General features: G+C 47.7%; 19 protein-coding genes. 7 read left to right on the top strand and 12 right to left on the bottom strand.

Annotated elements, in window-relative coordinates; all coding sequences use genetic code 11:
* Window positions 1-248: 248 nt before the first annotated feature.
* The 7 genes from panC to sfsA form a co-directional block, all read right to left on the bottom strand.
* A complete protein-coding gene (panC, locus tag HUB64_RS14675) occupies window positions 249-1,094 on the bottom strand; it encodes a pantoate--beta-alanine ligase (RefSeq protein WP_173497277.1) in 846 nt (281 codons plus the stop codon).
* 24 nt (window positions 1,095-1,118) lie between these two features.
* Window positions 1,119-1,916: a 3-methyl-2-oxobutanoate hydroxymethyltransferase gene (panB, locus tag HUB64_RS14680; RefSeq protein ID WP_173497278.1), complete on the bottom strand. Its 798-nt coding sequence runs from the start codon at window positions 1,914-1,916 to the stop codon at window positions 1,119-1,121.
* Between the two features lie 56 nt (window positions 1,917-1,972).
* Window positions 1,973-2,461, bottom strand: a complete 489-nt coding sequence (gene folK, locus HUB64_RS14685) for a 2-amino-4-hydroxy-6-hydroxymethyldihydropteridine diphosphokinase (RefSeq protein WP_173497279.1) — start codon at window positions 2,459-2,461, stop codon at window positions 1,973-1,975.
* Window positions 2,461-4,002 carry a polynucleotide adenylyltransferase PcnB gene (locus tag HUB64_RS14690; RefSeq protein WP_173497280.1) on the bottom strand — a complete coding sequence of 514 codons (1,542 nt, stop codon included), beginning with the start codon at window positions 4,000-4,002 and terminating at the stop codon, window positions 2,461-2,463. Before HUB64_RS14690 ends, folK begins: the two co-directional genes overlap by 1 nt.
* A gap of 19 nt (window positions 4,003-4,021) precedes the next feature.
* Window positions 4,022-4,936 carry a tRNA glutamyl-Q(34) synthetase GluQRS gene (gene gluQRS / locus HUB64_RS14695; protein ID WP_173497281.1) on the bottom strand — a complete coding sequence of 305 codons (915 nt, stop codon included), beginning with the start codon at window positions 4,934-4,936 and terminating at the stop codon, window positions 4,022-4,024.
* Window positions 4,937-5,105: 169 nt separating this feature from the next.
* Complete coding sequence (gene dksA / locus HUB64_RS14700) at window positions 5,106-5,549, bottom strand: RNA polymerase-binding protein DksA (RefSeq protein ID WP_006082967.1); 444 nt, start codon at window positions 5,547-5,549, stop codon at window positions 5,106-5,108.
* A 163-nt stretch (window positions 5,550-5,712) separates the two neighbouring features.
* The gene (gene sfsA, locus HUB64_RS14705) at window positions 5,713-6,417 is read right to left on the bottom strand and encodes a DNA/RNA nuclease SfsA (protein WP_173497282.1); all 705 of its coding nucleotides are present in this window, start codon (window positions 6,415-6,417) and stop codon (window positions 5,713-5,715) included.
* A gap of 201 nt (window positions 6,418-6,618) precedes the next feature.
* On the opposite strand from sfsA, the gene pepB reads away from it, so the two are divergent.
* From pepB to HUB64_RS23325, 3 genes are all read left to right on the top strand, one after another.
* Complete coding sequence (gene pepB, locus HUB64_RS14710) at window positions 6,619-7,911, top strand: aminopeptidase PepB (RefSeq protein WP_173246710.1); 1,293 nt, start codon at window positions 6,619-6,621, stop codon at window positions 7,909-7,911.
* A 177-nt stretch (window positions 7,912-8,088) separates the two neighbouring features.
* Window positions 8,089-8,598 (top strand): GNAT family N-acetyltransferase, encoded by a 510-nt coding sequence (locus tag HUB64_RS14715; protein WP_173497283.1) that lies wholly within the window; start codon window positions 8,089-8,091, stop codon window positions 8,596-8,598.
* A 42-nt stretch (window positions 8,599-8,640) separates the two neighbouring features.
* The gene (locus HUB64_RS23325) at window positions 8,641-8,769 is read left to right on the top strand and encodes a hypothetical protein (protein WP_276572369.1); all 129 of its coding nucleotides are present in this window, start codon (window positions 8,641-8,643) and stop codon (window positions 8,767-8,769) included.
* A gap of 578 nt (window positions 8,770-9,347) precedes the next feature.
* Here HUB64_RS23325 and HUB64_RS14720 read toward each other — a convergent pair.
* The 3 genes from HUB64_RS14720 to HUB64_RS14730 form a co-directional block, all read right to left on the bottom strand.
* Window positions 9,348-10,235, bottom strand: a complete 888-nt coding sequence (locus HUB64_RS14720) for a phosphoribulokinase (protein ID WP_011847692.1) — start codon at window positions 10,233-10,235, stop codon at window positions 9,348-9,350.
* Window positions 10,236-10,325: 90 nt separating this feature from the next.
* Window positions 10,326-10,571 carry a YheU family protein gene (locus HUB64_RS14725; RefSeq protein WP_173497284.1) on the bottom strand — a complete coding sequence of 82 codons (246 nt, stop codon included), beginning with the start codon at window positions 10,569-10,571 and terminating at the stop codon, window positions 10,326-10,328.
* Window positions 10,555-11,598, bottom strand: a complete 1,044-nt coding sequence (locus HUB64_RS14730) for a hydrolase (protein WP_173497285.1) — start codon at window positions 11,596-11,598, stop codon at window positions 10,555-10,557. Before HUB64_RS14730 ends, HUB64_RS14725 begins: the two co-directional genes overlap by 17 nt.
* A 188-nt stretch (window positions 11,599-11,786) precedes the next feature.
* Here HUB64_RS14730 and HUB64_RS14735 point away from each other — a divergent pair, with 188 nt between their 5' ends.
* From HUB64_RS14735 to HUB64_RS14745, 3 genes are all read left to right on the top strand, one after another.
* Window positions 11,787-12,293, top strand: a complete 507-nt coding sequence (locus HUB64_RS14735) for a TAT leader-containing periplasmic protein (protein WP_105251529.1) — start codon at window positions 11,787-11,789, stop codon at window positions 12,291-12,293.
* Between the two features lie 69 nt (window positions 12,294-12,362).
* Entirely contained in the window at window positions 12,363-13,958 is a 1,596-nt protein-coding gene (locus HUB64_RS14740) for a GMC family oxidoreductase (RefSeq protein WP_173497286.1), read from the top strand.
* Window positions 13,959-14,009: 51 nt separating this feature from the next.
* Window positions 14,010-14,420, top strand: coding sequence for a GFA family protein (locus HUB64_RS14745; protein ID WP_173497287.1), 411 nt, complete (start codon window positions 14,010-14,012; stop codon window positions 14,418-14,420).
* 84 nt (window positions 14,421-14,504) lie between these two features.
* Here the strand turns inward: HUB64_RS14745 and HUB64_RS14750 are convergent, their stop codons facing one another.
* Together HUB64_RS14750 and HUB64_RS14755 are read right to left on the bottom strand one after the other, a co-directional pair.
* Window positions 14,505-14,966, bottom strand: coding sequence for a TIGR02444 family protein (locus tag HUB64_RS14750; RefSeq protein ID WP_113939753.1), 462 nt, complete (start codon window positions 14,964-14,966; stop codon window positions 14,505-14,507).
* Window positions 14,967-15,020: 54 nt separating this feature from the next.
* Window positions 15,021-16,934 (bottom strand): ABC transporter ATP-binding protein, encoded by a 1,914-nt coding sequence (locus HUB64_RS14755; protein WP_006082953.1) that lies wholly within the window; start codon window positions 16,932-16,934, stop codon window positions 15,021-15,023.
* A 253-nt stretch (window positions 16,935-17,187) separates the two neighbouring features.
* Here HUB64_RS14755 and HUB64_RS14760 point away from each other — a divergent pair, with 253 nt between their 5' ends.
* On the top strand, window positions 17,188-17,391 hold the full coding sequence (locus tag HUB64_RS14760; RefSeq protein WP_012088350.1) for a YheV family putative zinc ribbon protein: 204 nt from the start codon (window positions 17,188-17,190) through the stop codon (window positions 17,389-17,391).
* Window positions 17,392-17,403 lie beyond the last annotated feature (12 nt).

Below are 17,403 nucleotides of genomic sequence, written 5' to 3' on the forward strand. Positions count from 1 at the left end.
AAATTAAAGGATTAGCCATACATCATTATAAGGTCAAATTCACTCGTCAATGTCTGCCGCTAATCATTTACCTTAAATTAACATCTGCATCATACTATGGCGTAAATTTAGGGATAAAACCAGTTTTTTGACGCTTCAAATTTTTGGCGCTGAGATTGATTCTAAAGAAGAAAATAGCTTCTGGTCGATCATTGGGTAAATAAAAAGGAGCGACTGCTCCTTTTTATTTATTGATAACGCTTAAGAGATTAGCGATCGAACCTTAAGTTGTCGATCAGTCGCGCTTTACCTATATAGGCGGCGGCCAAAATGACTAAGGTTTGGTCTTGGCTCTGCGCTTTCTCAAGCGTGTGGGCATGACGAATTTCCAGATAATCCGGCGTAAAGCCCGCCGCCACTAAACTGATTTTCGCTTGCTCGGTGACAGCATCAACACTCTGACCTTGTTTGATCCCTGCAGCCATAGCATCTATTGCCTGTTTTAACGCTGGTGCCGCGGCTTTTTCTGCGGTGGTGAGATAACCATTGCGCGAACTCATGGCTAAACCTGAGTCCTCACGTATGGTATCAACACCGATAATCTCAATCGGTAATGACAAGTCTTCAACCATAGTTTCAATGACTAATAGCTGTTGATAGTCTTTATTGCCAAAGAGTGCCACATCGGGCTGTACTATGTTGAATAGTTTACAGACGATTGTCGCAACGCCTCGAAAATGTCCCGGACGGCTAGCGCCGCAGAGCAGATCTGAAATACCTGGCACTTCAACATAGGTTTGTTGCGCTAAGCCCTTGGGATACATCACGGCTGGTGTTGGGGTAAACAGCAACTCAGCGCCAGCGGCGGTGAGGGCTTCACTGTCGGCGGCAAGTGTGCGTGGGTAGGCATCGAGATCTTCGTTCTGGCCAAATTGCATTGGATTGACGAAAATCGATACCACCACATGATCACAACGTTTAGCCGCTTCTTTCACTAAGGTGATGTGTCCGCGATGGAGATTGCCCATGGTCGGCACAAAGGCGACAGTTTCGCCCTTGGCACGCCATGCACGCACTTGAGTGCGAATATCATCAATATGGGCGCTAGTGATCATTGAGCCTTACCTTGCATAAATCTGTTATTTGTTAAAAGTGTGTTCTTCGCCAGGAAAAGTTCCTTGGGCAACTTCGTCGATATAAGCACGTACCGCAGAACGAATTTCACCGGTTTGTTTTAGGTAGTTTTTCGAGAAACGTGGAATGTAACCACTTGAAATACCTAACACATCATGCATCACCAAGATTTGACCGTCGGTCGATGCGCCTGCGCCAATTCCAATGACAGGAATCGTTAAGGCTTGAGTGATCGCCGCAGCGAGAGGCGCAGGGATACATTCCACTACGAGTAGTTGAGCCCCCGCGGCTTCTAAAGCCTTAGCTTCGTCGAGGATGCGCTGGGCATTTTCGGCATCGCGGCCTTGCACTTTAAAACCACCAAACACATGAACCGACTGAGGCGTTAAGCCTAAGTGGGCACATACAGGAATACCGCGTTCGGTGAGCTTAGTGACGGTTTCGAGTAACCAGTGGCCGCCTTCGACTTTGACCATGTTCGCGCCAGCTTGCATTAACTCAGTGGCGTTGACCATAGCTTGTTCTGGCGTGGCGTAACTCATAAAGGGCATATCGGCGATCAGCAGGGCATGTTCGATACCGCGACGAACACAGCGAGTATGGTAAGCGATTTCTGCAGTAGTGACGGGCAGGGTATCGTCATGGCCTTGGAGAACCATTCCCAAAGAATCGCCGACCAGCAGCACATCGACACCTTCGCTATCGAACGCGCTGGCAAAACTGGCATCATAGGCTGTCAGTGCCGTGAATTTTCTACCTTCCTGTTTGTATTTCAACAGGGTTGAGCTAGTAATTTTAGACATATGGATGATCTTCAAACCAAATAGAAGTGGTGTTATAAGCTAACTGAGGACGGACTTCAATGATCAATGCCCAGTTGTTGTAACTCGGCCAACATTTTTGTATCGATAAGACTGTCGATGGCAGTGTTGCACGGCAGAATCAGATCCGGTGCAATTGCGGCTAAAGGCACGAGCACAAAGCTGCGCGTTTTCATGCCGTAGTGGGGCACTTTGAGTCTAGGAATGTCAATGTTCTCATTATCATACAAGAGTAAATCGAGATCTAAGGTTCTAGGCCCCCAACGTTCTAGGCGGATTCGTCCTTGGGTGTTTTCAATATGCTGCAGTGCATCGAGTAAAGCTAATGGCGCAAGATCAGTATCGAAACTCGCCACCGCATTTACATAATCGGGTTGCACGACATCGCCCATAGGCATCGAATGGTAATAGGGAGAAACGACGAGACTATTGCCTAAGGCTAAGGCGGACAATGCCGTCACGGCATTGTCCAATTGAGCCTTGGGATCTTCAAGATTTGCGCCTAATGCGACGTAGACGCGGGGCATTATTCAGCCGTTTTAACTTTAGGTGTGCCACTCGCTTTAGGTGCGCTCGTCGGCGCTGAACCATCGGCATTCGGTGCACGAGGACGGCGACGACGCTGGGTTGCATTACGGTTGCGATTTGGCGATTTACTGCCGCTACGCGCAATGGCTAAGCGTTCCGTTTCATCGGCTTCAACAAACTGTTGCCACCAAGCGGCACTCTTAGCGACATTACCCGCTTCGACTTCGCCCCTGAGTAAGAGTAAATCGTATGCGGCTCTAAACTTAGGGTGTTCCATCAGTTTAAAGGCGCGGGTGCCTTGGCTACGATCAAAGCGTAACTGTAACTGCCAAATGTCTTTTGCCGGCGTGCTAAAACGGCGCGGAATGCTAATGGTTTGGCATTGTTGCTCCATCACATCGCCCATGGCGGCAAAGAAGGCATCATATAACGTCAGGCCACTTTCAACGGCAATATCTTCGGCGCGTTGACGCAGTGGATACCAGAGAAGCGCAGCATAGAAGAATGAAGGTGTGACCGGCTTATCTTCGTTAACTCTTTGATCTGTGCTCTTCATGATGGCTTGCACCATTTTCATGGTCGTACCTTTAGGATCATCTTTTAGCAGAGCGGCCACTTGCGGAAACAGCGGCGCAAATAGCTTGTATTCTTGCATCAGTTCGAAGTTGGCTAAGGCTTTGCCTGCAAAGAAGAGTTTCAACACTTCTTCGTACATACGCGCTGCGGGAATATCTTTTAGCAGCGGCGCTAATTGTTTAATCGGCGCTGCTGTTACTGTTTCGATACCCATGTTGAGTTTAGTGGCGAAACGCACCGCCCTTAACATACGCACAGGATCTTCACGGTAACGGGTTTCTGGATCGCCGATTAATCTCAGCGTGCCAGCTTTGAGATCGGCCATACCGCCGCCGTAGCTGCGAATCGAGTAATCGCTGATATCGTAATAGAGGGCATTGACGGTAAAGTCGCGGCGCTCGGCATCTTCATCGATTTCGCCATAGACGTTATCGCGCAGCAAACGCCCTTCGGCATTGGCTTTCGAGACTTTCTCATTGCTTTCGCCATGGTGACCACGGAAGGTGGCGACTTCAATCACATCGCGACCGAAAACAATGTGCGCTAAGCGGAAACGGCGACCGACAACACGGCAATTACGGAATAATTTTTTGATTTCTTCCGGTGTTGCATTGGTCACTATGTCGAAATCTTTCGGTTCAATCCCTAAGAGTAAATCGCGTACACCGCCGCCGACTAAATAGGCTTTAAAGCCAGATTTATTCAGTCTGTATAATACCTTAAGGGCATTCTCGCTGATTTGTTTGCGCGAGATGGTATGGGCATCTCTTGGTACTAACTCTAAACTCAAAGCACCGGAACTTTGTTCAGGTGTTGTTGGTTCAATCTGAGCTGGAGTCGGAGCGGTCGTTTTAGGCGCGTCTTCAAATAGCTGTTTGCAGAATTGGCTGATACGGCGAAAAATGGGACACCTCGAAATATGATCTGTTATTTGATTAAAAATCTGGCGGCTATCATATACCAAATGCGGCCTAATGAGTATATCAGGGCTCGATCAGTATCTCAGATTGTTGCGGTATAGTGGATAATTGAAACTGATCCACGGCTTGAGCGAGCATTTGCGCCACAGAGCCGCGGGTTTCGACGGGTGTTTGGCCTAAAAATGCCAGTGCCGCATTGAGGCTCGCCTGTGGATTAAGTGTATCAATTGCCTGTGCATGATTCTGTTTTGAGAGCTTAAAGCCTTTACTTAAGCAGGCGAGTGGCAAGTGTAGCCATTGCGGTGCGGCTAAACCAAAGCTTTGATACAAACTCAGTTGGCGACAACTGGCTTCGATTAAATCGCAGCCTCGAACCACTTCAGTGATGCCTTGATAGGCATCGTCGAGCACCACGGCCAATTGATAGGCGTACAGGCCATCGCTGCGTTTGATGATGAAATCCTCTGCGGCAAAATGGCTATCAACGCAAATATGGCCTATTAGATTGTCATCAAATTCTTGCACTTGCGCCGTGTTGACGATTCGCACCGCACCCGACCTAACAAGATTTGCAGACTGGGTTTGTGGCAATCGGTGGCAGCGGCCATCGTAGACGCCGCCCATGGCTTGAATTTGCTTGCGACTACATTGGCAGAAATAGGCTTTATCTTGGGCGAGCAGCAAGTCAATTTGCGATTGATAAGCCGCTGTGCGCTGGCTTTGATACAGAGGCATATCATCCCACTCAAATCCATAGGCTTCTAAGGTGCGTAAGATATCATCGGCGGCGCCTTTGACTTCCCGCGGTGGGTCTATATCTTCGATGCGAATTAGCCATTTACCCTTTAGCGAGCGGGCGCGCAGATAGCTGCCAAGGGCGGCGATAAGCGAGCCAAAGTGCAAGGCACCCGAAGGCGAAGGCGCAAAGCGGCCGACATAGGGCTGGCTGGATAAATCGGAATGTAATGGCTTTGACATAACAACTAGATGGCGTTTTAAAGTCGCGACGGTAAAAGTGGATGTATTTTAGAGGGATGCTAAGAGAAAAGCGAATCGGGGTAAATTGGAGTGAGCTTGGCTTAAGCTCGTCGAGTTTACGAGTTGCTAGAAACAAATAGGCGGGGAAATCCCCGCCCAGTATGCTTGATTAACCAGCCATTTGTTTCTCTTTGATCTCTGCAAGCGTTTTACAGTCGATGCATTGATCGGCTGTTGGACGCGCTTCGAGACGGCGGATGCCGATTTCGATACCGCAAGAATCACAGAAGCCGAAATCGTCTTCTTCAATTTTTTGCAGTGTTTTTTCGATTTTTTTGATCAGCTTACGTTCTCTATCGCGAGCACGAAGTTCGAGGCTGAACTCTTCTTCTTGTGCTGCACGGTCAACAGGATCGGGAAAGTTTGCGGCTTCGTCCTGCATGTGGCTAAGAGTACGGTCGACCTCTTCACGCAACTGATTGCGCCAAGCTTCAAGAATTGTCTTGAAGTGACCCAGTTGCTTAGCGTTCATATACTCCTCACCCGGCTTTTCCTGGTAAGGATTTACACCTGCGATAGCGAGTACGCCAAGTTTTTTGGTGCCTTCAGGCATAACGCATCTCCTGTAATCATTTGCGTTTGTAGGGCGTCCTTAAGAACGGCCGCTATCTATAGCAGAATCTTCACATCGAGGCAAACTTTTCATTCTGCTTTGATTGAATTTTTTGACTATGTTCGCTAATTCAAATGAAATCAAATTTAACTCAGCCTTAACATCATACTCGTACATCGCAGGCTTGGGCTAGGTGAATCTCTGTAGGGGAGATTTTACAGCGATAGGCTAGCACTTCAACGCCGGCTAACACAGCCATTTTCAGTAACTTAGCATATTCAGGATCGATATGTGCTGCGGGTGCAACACTGAATATTTCACTATGCTGCACCACAAACAGCAATACGGCTCTGTGGCCTTGACTGACCATGTGCATCAATTCACGTAAATGTTTTTGACCTCGAAGGCTCACAGCATCAGGAAAATAACCTTGGCCATCCTCGAGCAAAGTACAACTTTTGACTTCTATATAACAGGCGGGTTTTTGAGCACTCTGTAGCAGGATATCAATGCGGCTATTTTCATCACCATATTTAACTTCACGGCTTAGGCTGTCATAACCCGTGAGCTCCTTGATGATACCTTTATTGATGGCTTCTTCGGCTAAGGTGTTCGCTTGACCCGAGTGGATGCCAATTAAACCCGCATCTGGCGTGGTCATCAGTTCCCATGTATGGGCGTACTTACGTTTAGGGTTATCAGAGGTAGAAAACCATACGGTTTCACCCGGATACAGGCAATTACGCATAGAACCCGTATTGGGGCAATGCAGAGTGATCTCACTGCCGTCGCTTAACTGAACATCGGCCAGAAAACGTTTATAGCGGCGCAGTAAAATGCCCTGTTGTAGTGGCGGTGTAAATTCCATAGGTAGACCTATCTCGGCTGTTCTAGGTCGCAAAGCCTAGCAAATTTCGCAAATGTTTACAGATTTTACCTGAGTAACTTCAGTCAATCGCTTTGCGTCATCGCCTGCTAGCAGTAAACTGCCGCCATAAAGTTTGTTCTGATTGCTGATTGATTGTTCTGATTAATTATTCTAAAACGAATCGAAAAATAAGGATCCCTAATGAGTGAACTAAAAGTAACTGAATTGATGAAAGTACAATTAACCAAAGAAGCCCCCGCCGCGCACTGGGGCAAGGCTGATGTGACTTATACTGCCGACGGTGCGCAAATTCATTTAGCGGGTGGCGATGAGCTACGTCAAATTCAAATGGCGGCCCGTAAACTACGCAGTCAAGGTATTAGCTGTGTGGAATTAGCTGGGCAGTTTTGGGATCTCAATAGCCAATGGGTGTTTGCCCAAGGTTTCGCGACGGCAAAACCAGGTTATCAAATCCATTGGTGTGGTGATGAGTCTGTGCAAGCAGAATTGCAACGTCGACTCGATGTGGCAACCTTTGCCCGTCAACTGATCAACGATACGCCTGAAAACCTGTCGCCAGTGAAGCTTGCCCAACAAGCAGCAAAATGGTTGGCTGACGTTGGTGGCGACAAGGTAAGTTATCGGATTATCGAAGGCGAAGCGCTGCTTGAAGAACAGTGGATTGGTATCCATGCCGTCGGTCGCGGCAGTGAGCGTCCACCGGCAATGTTAGAGTTAGACTTTAACCCATTAGCCGCCGATGCACCCGTGTCTGTGGCGCTTGTGGGTAAAGGGATAACCTTTGATTCTGGCGGCTACAGCATCAAAGCTTCTGAAGGCATGTTAGGCATGAAATGCGACATGGGCGGCGCGGCGACTGTGACTGCCGCGCTCGGTTTGGCCATCAAGTCTGGCCTCAATAAACGGGTTAAACTCTTCTTATGTTGTGCCGAAAACTTGATCAGTGGCCGCGCCTATAAGTTAGGCGATATTCTGACCTACAAAAATGGTGTAACAGTTGAAGTGGTGAACACAGATGCGGAAGGGCGCTTAGTGTTGGCCGATGGCCTACAAGCTGCTTCTGCTACAGGCGCACCTTTTATTATCGATGCAGCGACCCTTACAGGCGCCGCTGTGATGGCGGTGGGTTCTAACTACAACGCGATTTTCTCGCCACAGGCGGATGTGTTGCAACTGGCCCAGCAAAAAGCCACTAGCGTTGCCGAGCGCGTATGGCCGCTGCCGCTGGATCCTTGGCACAAAGAAATGTGTCCATCTGCCTATGCTGACACCGCAAACAGCCGCGCAATGAAAGGCGGCGGTGCAGGTGGTGCTTCTAATGCCGCTGGTTTCTTATGGCGTTTCGTGTCACCCGAAGCTAAATGGTTACACGTTGATTTAGCGGGTGCTTTTGAAGATTCAGCTTCTGCCATGTGGGGCGCGGGTGCAACGACCCACGGCGTATTGACTATTAGTGAATTGATTAAAGGCTAAGTCTAGCGCTAAGACTAAGTCAGATATGTTAGCTAAGATCCATTAAGGTTCTGTAGCTTTGATTAAACCGCCTACGGGCGGTTTTTTTATTGGTTGAAAGATTAGAACACTCGTTTACTTGGCGTTTTAGCGGCTTCATGGCATGTTATGGCTGAGCATTTTTAATTGGAAAACATGATGATAACTATACGAAAAGCAACGAAAGTGGATGCTCAGGCCTGCTGGGATATCCGCAATGCGGCCATCAATAAAGGTTGCGCCGGATTTTATGATGCGGGCGATCTGGTGATTTGGACCGAGGGCGAACTGACCGAGCAATTTAGTCGTATCGTCGATGCACATTTTTATGTGGCAGAGTTGTCCTCTGACGAGTTGCAGCTTAAGACTGTGGTCGGCACTGCCATGTTGGATGAACCCTATGCCCAGTTAGAAGCCTTGTTTGTTTCCCCCGATGCTATGGGGTTAGGTGTCGGCAAGGTATTGCTACAATTTATTGAAACCATGGCTTTTAATCAGGGGATAGCCCAACTCAGATTGGAGTCAACTTTAAATGCGGTGGATTTCTATCGCCACTGTGGTTTTGGTGGTGAGGGGTTAGAGGAGGAATCTATTTACTGTTCGCCCAGAGGAATAGCCTTAGAGTGTATGGTGATGTATAAAAATCTAGGGCGGTCTTTTGCCTGCTAGGGCGCCGCAAAAAACGCTGCTGCTAGAATCTAAGGCGTTGCTTTGCAACTGCTAGAACGCCGCGTTGCGGCTACGGATAACGGCACGCAGCAAACTGCTACAGAACGTCACTTTGTGACTCACGATTTACACAACGGGCTTTGCTCTTACGGTGAGCGCAGCGTTCTGTGAGTGAGTTTACGAATGTTCTATTTTCCTAGAATCTAGAGCCTAGAATCTAAAGCCTAGAACCTATTTTCTGAGATGTTGTTGACATACTCAAGGAAATCGACAGATCAAGTATGGATGTGGAATTAACTCTGAAGATTTAGAGTTTAAGATAAGGTTGCTGACATATTCGAGGGAATCAACAGATCAAGCATAGATGTGGAATTCATTCTTCATAAAAGGTTGCTGACATACTCAAGGAAATCAACAGATCAAGTATGGATGTGGAATTAACTCTGAAGACTTAAAGTTACGTTAAAAGGTTGCTGACATACTCAAGGGAATCAACAGATCAAGTATGGATGTGGAATTAACTCTGAAGACTTATAGTTTCGTTAAAAAGGTTGCTGACATACTCAAGGAAATCAACAGATCAAGATGGGGGAATTAACTCCCAAGAGTATGCCAACTATCGTTCTTTCGCCTGAAATCCCGATGCCGACAAGATTAGCGCTAGTGGCTTAAATAAAACTTAATCCATTGCAAAAAAAGACTTTATTTCCTTAGCCTTTAGTCAAACTTACCCGTAAATCCTCAAGGTTTCAGTTCGCCTCTGGGGTATTAAGTTGTTGACGTTTTTCCATCAAATCTTTAATCAAAGGCGTGAGGATCAGCTCCATCGCCAGCGACATTTTGCCGCCGGGGACGACGAGTGTGTTGACCCGTGACATAAATGAACCTTGGATCATATTGAGGTAATAGGGGAAGTCGACATTATTGATACCGCGGAAGCGGATCACCACAAAGCTCTCATCTAAGCTCGGAATATCTTTGGCACTAAATGGGTTAGAGGTATCGACCGTCGGTACTCGTTGAAAGTTAATGTGAGTGCGGGAGAACTGCGGCGTCATGTGCTTAATATAATCATCCATACTGCGCACAATCGAGCCCATGACTTTTTCACGGCTGTGGCCACGTTCCGAAGTATCGCGGATAATTTTTTGGATCCACTCTAAGTTGACTATGGGCACCATGCCGATCAGCAAGTCCACATGCTGGGCGACATTGGCATCACCAGTAACTACGCCGCCATGTAAGCCTTCGTAGTAGAGCATATCGGTATTTTCAGGTAGTGGTCGCCATTGAGTAAAAGTGCCGGGCATCTGGTTAAAAGGCACTGCCTCATCGAAGGTGTGTAAATAGCTGCGGGTTTCACCTTGGCCTGTGGTGCTGTAATCGCGAAAGCATTGCTCTAAACGAGCAAAGTTATTAGCCTCTGGGCCAAAATAGCTAAGATTGCGGTTTTCAGCTTGGGATTTGCGGATCATGACTTCCATTTCGGCGCGGGTAAAATGATGAAAACTGTCGCCTTCGACAAAGGCGGCGTTGATCCCGAGTTGGCGAAAAATATGGCTAAAGGCAGTCGTGGTGGTGGTGGTTCCCGCGCCTGATGAGCCTGTAACTGCAATAATGGGATGTTTTGCTGACATTTTTTCTACCTAGCTAGGAACCAAAAGAGCCGCTTATGGGTAAGCGATAAAAACGCGAGTACTATTTATACGGTACAGAGGTAGGACTGGTCAATCTTGCTGCTGTGCTATTTGATCCGCTGAACGTATGGCGAAGGATTCATCGTCTTCACTGTACTCTAATTTCAGCTTGCCTTGCTTAAGTGCTTGTTGACATTGGATTATAGCTTGAGCAAGCTCCTGCTCATCGAGACTGGCAAAGCTGCCATCCTCCACTTGACCGAAGAGATATTCGCGGATCACATTGGCGAGCGTTTCCTTGGGGAGTTGTAACAGGGTTTCATAGGGAATGAGCATCGGTGTTTCCTTGGGTGATATTGTCGCCGTTGATTGGGTCTGCGCTAAGTGAGTCAACACTTTGATCGCCTAATAAAAAATGTAAAATCCGTCTCTCAAGGTAGAAGCGCGGTTTCCAAGGTGTACCGCCTTCAATAAAGCCGACATGGCCGCCATAGGGATGCAGTTCGTATTCCACATAGCCCGACAATTGACTTGATTGGGGGATCACTTCATCGGTCATAAAGGGATCGTCCTTAGCATGTATGATGAGCGTCGGTTTAGTTATACGGCTGACAAAGGGTAAGCCACTGGCACGCGTATAGTAATCGTCGACGCCGTCAAAGCCGTGTAATGGCGCTGTGACTTTATCGTCAAAATCATAGAAGGTATTTAAACGGTCGACCTGCAACTGGCTTAGCGGCATAGAGATGGCTAAGTCGGGATCATTCAGTTTATGGCTGATTTTTTGCTGCAACTGTTTGATTAAATAGCTTTGATACACCTTCGAGAAACCATTTTCCAAGCGTTTAGCACAGGCGGACAATTGCAGCGGCGCAGAGACAACCACTGCGCGGGCTAATAAACTATCATCCCGATATTCGCCTTGATACTTAGTCAGCACATTGCCGCCTAAACTGTAACCTACGGCTAATAAGGGCGATTGCGGATACGCGCTTTTCAGTGTCGATAGACTAAACTGTAAATCGTCCGTATCGCCACTGTGATAACTGCGGGCGAGGCGATTGGCCTCACCCGAACAACTTCTGTGATGGTGCACGACTGCTGCGAGTTGCTGTTCTTTACAGGCTTGCAGTATCCGCCGCGCATAATGGGACTGAGCACTTCCTTCTAAGCCGTGGATGATCACCACGATCGGTTTGCCAGACTGTGGAACATCCTGCCAATCTAAATCGATAAAATCGCCATCAGGTAACTCTAAGCGCTGCCGCTGTAATGCTGGTTTGGCCACTTTAGTGAATACGGGTAAAATCGTTTGTATATGGGGACTCTTGGCCCACCAAGGTGGCATAAAGGAATTTGGCATAGATGTTTATCTTGGTATCGGCTATTGCTGAAAATTAAAACGTGTGTTTAATTTATACCCAAACCAACTCAAAATGCTGAAATTCGTATTTTGAGGTCGCTTGGGTATAAACTCGCGGCCATTGTAGCACAATTGTTTTTTATGCTGATATTTAGGCCGACATTTAGGCTGATAATTAGGAGATAGAGATGAAGCGACGAACCTTTATAATGGGCGCGTTTGCCGGTACGGCGGCGTTAGCCTTAGGGGTTAATCTCTATTCTCCTGAGTTTAGTTTGCCCGAGGATAGCGAAGGCAAAGATTATCGTTTGTTGTTTAGCGTGCTTTTGCCTGTGATGCTCGACGGCGCCTTGCCTGATGTTGCCATCCATAAGTTGGCGGCGCAAAACCGCACTTTAGATGCCATCAAACAGTCGATTGCTGTGTTACCCGATGAGCAGCAGACCGAATTGTTTGAGCTGCTCGATATGCTCGAAAATCGTCTTGGTTTACTGGTACTCACCTCGAGCATGACGCCGCTATTGATGCGCTCTCCCGCCGAGTTAACTGATATGTTAGAAACCTGGCGCCACAGTTATTTTGCTTTGTTACAAACGGCTTATCTCGGATTGCGGGAATTAGTGATGGCAAGTTACTACGCTTGTCCTGAGCACTGGAGCCGCCTGCATTATGCCAAGCCTGAACTGTTCAAATAGCGAGTCCATTTTTAACCTAATCAAACGCCGAATAATAAGCATCTTACCCGCGACAGTGGAGCACTCAAGTTGGCAATCATAGATCCTATAGTGAATGGTTTAAACTCTGGTTGGTTGCACACTGATGCGAGCCAATTGCAAGAAAACCAGCAGTTTGAAGCCGATGTGATTATTGTCGGCACAGGTGCTGGTGGCGGTGTGGCGGCTGAAATCCTCACCCAAGCAGGGCTAAGCGTGATCATGATTGAGGCGGGACCGCTAAAATCCTCCAGCGATTTTAATATGGAAGAGCGGGTCGCGTACCCCAACTTGTATCAACAAGCTGCGGCGATGAAAACCGCCGATAAGGCGATTGGAATTTTTCAAGGCCGCGCAGTCGGTGGCTCAACCACAGTTAACTGGACCACTTCTATTCGCACTCCGACCGAGGCGTTAGCCTTTTGGGCGCAACATAAATCAGTTGTTGGGCTTAATCGCGAGAGTTTAGATCCTTGGTTTGAGCAAATGGAACAACGGCTCAACATTCATGAATGGAATTATGAGCCTAATCGCAATAATGCCGCCCTGAAGCAAGGTTGTATCAATCTTGGCTGGGAATACACAGTGATTAAACGCAATGTGGCGGGTTGCTGGAATACTGGCTATTGCGGCATGGGTTGTCCGGTCAATGCGAAGCAATCTATGTTAGTCACCACGATTCCCGCGGCACTTGAGAAAGGTGCGCAGCTGATCAGTCGCGCTAAAGTGACTAAGATTGAGCACCATAATGGCCAAGTGTTTGCGTTAAAGGCGCAGGCGTTGGATGTGAATTTACGACCCACTGACGTTGAGCTGTTATTTAAGGCTAAACATTATATTTTGAGTGCGGGTGCTATCCATACACCGACGATTTTGATGCGTTCGCAAGTGCCCGATCCCCACCAACTTTTGGGTAAACGCACCTTTTTACATCCTACTTTGTTATCCGGCGGCGTATTTGCCGATTCGATCAATGGCCATAGCGGTGCGCCGCAATCTATCTATTCCGATGAGTTTGTGTGGAACAATGGCGCCGATGGTGAGCTGGGTTATAAACTCGAAGTGCCGCCGGTGCACCCGATTTTAATCGCCTCTAAAACTTTAGGTTATGGTACGAGCCATGCTGAGTTAATGTCACAATTCAATCAGTTACAAGTAACTATCGCTTTGATCCGCGATGGCTATCATCCCGACAGTCAAGGCGGTGAAGTACACTTAACGGATAAGGGCTTTGCTTTAGATTATCCGTTGACCGATGCTTTTTGGCGGGCCGCGAGACGCGCTTTTGCTAGTATGGCGGAGTTACAATTCTCGGCGGGCGCCTTAAAAGTGTTGCCGATCAGCGATGGCATGCCTTACTTGTCCTCGTGGAAAGACGCCAAAGAGAGAATTGCGCAGATGTCACTCGCGCCACTGCGCACTATCGTTGCATCGGCCCATGTGATGGGCGGTTGTCCCTTCGGCGAAGATGAAAAGCTTTCTATGGTCAACAGTTATGGTCAGTCGCACTATTTAGAGAATTTATCTGTAATGGATGGTTCTATCTTCCCGACCAGCCTTGGCGCTAACCCGCAGCTGTCGATTTATGGCATCACGGCACGAAATGCCACCGCACTCGCACAGAAGCTCACCGACGGTAAAGCCTGATGTTATCTTATCAAAATGCAGCTTAGCTTGATAAAGCTTGATGGGGTGTGAATGTCTGAAAACATATTACGGGAAGGTGGTTGCTTATGCGGGGCGATTCGTTATCAGGTTGAAGGTGAACCCTTTGATGCGGATTATTGCCACTGCCGTTCGTGCCAAAAAAGCACGGGCTCTGCATTTGGGGCTTGGATGGATTTTAAGAGCAGCCAAGTTAGATGGCTTAAAGGTCAGGTGACTGAGTTTGCATCGTCTGAGTTTATTCGCCGTGGATTTTGTGACAAGTGCGGTACATCGTTAACTTACCGGCATACTCAATATCTTGATTATTCGACCTTGAGCATAGCGAGTCTGGACGATGCTAACCAAGTTCAGCCTAAGTACCATATTTATACTGAGAGTCAGCTGAACTGGTTGGTGATCAAGGATGACTGTGAACGCTATCCGCAAGGCCGCAGCTGTTAGCGGATCAGATGATCATAGCGTTAATTTGATTTAGCTTGTTCTGGCTTTTATGTTATTGATTTAAAATGATTTATTTGGATTAAATCAGGGTGCGATTAAGCCGATTTCGTTGGCGTCAATGTCACTGAGTCCAAACAGGCTTAAGTAGCTCACGAGATTTGTCGCTTGGCCGCTTGGGCTGAGTTCATTGAGTTTATTCAAGATGGTTCGTTGCGCTTTACGTTCCATCATCAGCTCAACGGCGAGCATCTGCTGATACTCTTGCTCATTCAGGCTGGACTTAGCCAGTTTGCGTAATTTGCGGTAGGGCATGAGAAACCTTTCATCCCATTCACCCACAGCATTCATCAGCGTTTGCCATTGGTCCGTGCTGTATTGCTGCGGCCCAGACACATCCATAGTGATATCTAAATATTGTGCCAGTAGCAGTAGATTGACGTTCACCTGACAGCTATTTTGCAATTCGAGACAGAGCGCTTTGTTTTGCGCATAGCTCATATCACACCATTGCCAGAGTTGACTGTCGAACTGGGTTAAAACCGCCATACTATTTCCTTGTATTGCCGCTGCTACTGACTTTTATGTAAAAGAACGCTGGAGTTATTGTTGCTCCATGACCTCTTGCTCCATTGCATCTATCTCTTCTTGCAACTCAAGCCATTGCATTTCACTGTCTTCTAAGGTTTGCGTCAAGCTCGTTCGCTCGGTTAATACCGAGGTTAGCTTGGCTTTGTTATCTTGATCATACAATTCGCTATCGGCCAGCAAGTGTTCTAGCTCGGCGAGGCGTTCGCTCAGCTTTTGTTGCTCGGTTTCTAACTTAGTTTGTTTGCGCTTGAGCGGCGATACCTTTTGGCGGATCTCGGCCTCGAGGCGTTTTTGCTGTTTTTTATCGGCGGCAGGTTTGATCTCGTCGCTGGTGCTGTTTTGATTCGAGTTGGCTTTCGCCGCATCGAGCAACCATTGGTGATAATCGTCTAAGTCGCCGTCGAAGGCGCGTACTTCACCTTGATCCACCAGATAGTAATCGCTACAGGTTAATCGTAGTAAATGCCTATCATGCGAGACGACAACCATAGCGCCTTCAAAGGTTTGCAATGCCATTGTCAGGGCGTGGCGCATCTCTAAGTCTAAATGGTTGGTGGGTTCATCGAGCAGCAATAGGTTAGGGCGTTGCCAAACTAATAGCGCTAACACTAAACGGGCTTTCTCGCCGCCAGAAAAGGGGCGCACAGGTGAAAGCGCCATATCGCCGTTAAAACCAAAACCGCCTAAGAAGTTGCGTAGCTCTTGCTCTCTGGCATTGGGTGCAAGACGTACTAAATGCTGCATCGGCGTGTCGTCGAGGCGTAAAAATTCGATTTGATGCTGAGCAAAGTAGCCGATATTGACGCCAGGATTAGGTTCATACAAACCTGTCATTGGCGATAATTGACCCGATAACAGCTTAATTAATGTCGATTTACCCGCGCCGTTACGGCCGAGTAAACCAATGCGCGCACCCGGTACTAAGTTTAAATGCACCTTGCTCAGGATTGGCTTATCGCTATAACCGATAGCGACTTGCTCCATCTTAATCAGCGGATTGGGTAGGGCTTCTGGAGCACGAAATTCCATATAAAATGGGCTATCGGCTTGAGACGGCAACAACTCAGTCATGCGCTCTAGCGCCTTTAAGCGGCTCTGCGCTTGTTTGGCTTTACTCGCCTTATAACGGAAACGGTCAACGAAGGACTGCATGTGTGCACGTTCTTTTTGTTGGCGTTCGAAGGCAACTTGTTGCTGCGACATACGTTCGGCACGAATGCGCTCAAAGGCACTGTAATTGCCTTTGTAGAAATTGAGTTTTTGATTTTCAACGTGGACGATTTCATCAACGATTTCATCGATAAAGTCCCTATCATGGCTGATTAAAATCAGCGTGCCTTGATAGGACTTAATCCAACCTTCGAGCCAGTACATGGTATCCAAGTCTAAGTGGTTGGTCGGTTCGTCGAGGAGCAATAAGTCAGAGCGACACAGTAGCGCTTGGGCTAAGTTGAGGCGCATACGCCAACCGCCCGAAAAGCTTTTCACTGGATTGCTTTGATCGGCTTCACTAAAGCCCAGACCCGCTAACAATGAACCCGCGCGCGAATGAATCGCATAACCACCGATAGCGTCGATTTTGCCGTGTAAGAGTGCGATGGCATTGCCGTCGTTATCTTCTTGGGCCTTGTGTAATAAGGCTTCTAATTGACGATATTCGCTATCGCCATCGATCACATATTCCAGTGCCGAGACGTCGAGCGCAGGGGTTTCTTGGGCCACAGTGGCAATTTGCCAGCCAGAAGGCAGACTAAATTCACCTTTATCTAGGCTTAAGTGACCTAAAATTAATGCGAGCAGTGAAGATTTGCCTGTGCCGTTAGCACCGACTAAACCGACCTTATGGCCGGGATAAATCGTGAGAGAGGTCTCATCTAGCAGGGTTTTGCTGCCACGGATTAATTGCGCTTGGTTGATGCTGATCATTGACTACAACTTGGTTAGAACGTGAATTCGTCAGGGCACAGATAATAGCGTACAACCCCGTATCAAACCACAGCCTGACCCGATAACTCGGACAATTATTCGACTTTTCAGGACGATCTTCAGTGAATCGCATCACATCGACCTAAGGCCTCACACTTTCAGGTAACACTGGCATTCAATCATCAGTGTGGCAAAATAGCGCCAATTTCTTCGGCCGAGTCCCTTGGCCCTGCTATCTGGTCCTTTATCTATTATGACAAACACTAAAATCAAAAAGCGTTTCGTAGCCGGTGCTAAGTGCCCAAAATGCAGCGCCAAAGACAGCATTTTACTCTACAAGGAAAACGGCATCGAAACCGTTGAATGCACAGAGTGTGACTACCGTGAACAGCAAACCGATGAAAAGGTCACTGAAAAAGCCACCGGCGCTGTGATCGGCGTGTTTAAGCCGGATTAGGTTAAAGCTTTA

It is taken from the genome of Shewanella sp. ISTPL2 (assembly GCF_013283205.1).
In the GTDB taxonomy this organism is placed as follows: Bacteria; Pseudomonadota; Gammaproteobacteria; order Enterobacterales; family Shewanellaceae; genus Shewanella; species Shewanella oncorhynchi.

Bases quoted from the DNA above. Each gene is read 5' to 3' on its own strand.
- panC (WP_173497277.1), bottom strand. From the start codon at position 1,094: ATGATCACTAGCGCCCATATTGATGATATTCGCACTCAAGTGCGTGCA.
- panB (WP_173497278.1), bottom strand. From the start codon at position 1,916: ATGTCTAAAATTACTAGCTCAACCCTGTTGAAATACAAACAGGAAGGT.
- folK (WP_173497279.1), bottom strand. From the start codon at position 2,461: ATGCCCCGCGTCTACGTCGCATTAGGCGCAAATCTTGAAGATCCCAAG.
- gluQRS (WP_173497281.1), bottom strand. From the start codon at position 4,936: ATGTCAAAGCCATTACATTCCGATTTATCCAGCCAGCCCTATGTCGGC.
- dksA (WP_006082967.1), bottom strand. From the start codon at position 5,549: ATGCCTGAAGGCACCAAAAAACTTGGCGTACTCGCTATCGCAGGTGTA.
- sfsA (WP_173497282.1), bottom strand. From the start codon at position 6,417: ATGGAATTTACACCGCCACTACAACAGGGCATTTTACTGCGCCGCTAT.
- pepB (WP_173246710.1), top strand. From the start codon at position 6,619: ATGAGTGAACTAAAAGTAACTGAATTGATGAAAGTACAATTAACCAAA.
- HUB64_RS14715 (WP_173497283.1), top strand. From the start codon at position 8,089: ATGATAACTATACGAAAAGCAACGAAAGTGGATGCTCAGGCCTGCTGG.
- HUB64_RS14720 (WP_011847692.1), bottom strand. From the start codon at position 10,235: ATGTCAGCAAAACATCCCATTATTGCAGTTACAGGCTCATCAGGCGCG.
- HUB64_RS14725 (WP_173497284.1), bottom strand. From the start codon at position 10,571: ATGCTCATTCCCTATGAAACCCTGTTACAACTCCCCAAGGAAACGCTC.
- HUB64_RS14730 (WP_173497285.1), bottom strand. From the start codon at position 11,598: ATGCCAAATTCCTTTATGCCACCTTGGTGGGCCAAGAGTCCCCATATA.
- HUB64_RS14735 (WP_105251529.1), top strand. From the start codon at position 11,787: ATGAAGCGACGAACCTTTATAATGGGCGCGTTTGCCGGTACGGCGGCG.
- HUB64_RS14745 (WP_173497287.1), top strand. From the start codon at position 14,010: ATGTCTGAAAACATATTACGGGAAGGTGGTTGCTTATGCGGGGCGATT.
- HUB64_RS14750 (WP_113939753.1), bottom strand. From the start codon at position 14,966: ATGGCGGTTTTAACCCAGTTCGACAGTCAACTCTGGCAATGGTGTGAT.
- HUB64_RS14755 (WP_006082953.1), bottom strand. From the start codon at position 16,934: ATGATCAGCATCAACCAAGCGCAATTAATCCGTGGCAGCAAAACCCTG.
- HUB64_RS14760 (WP_012088350.1), top strand. From the start codon at position 17,188: ATGACAAACACTAAAATCAAAAAGCGTTTCGTAGCCGGTGCTAAGTGC.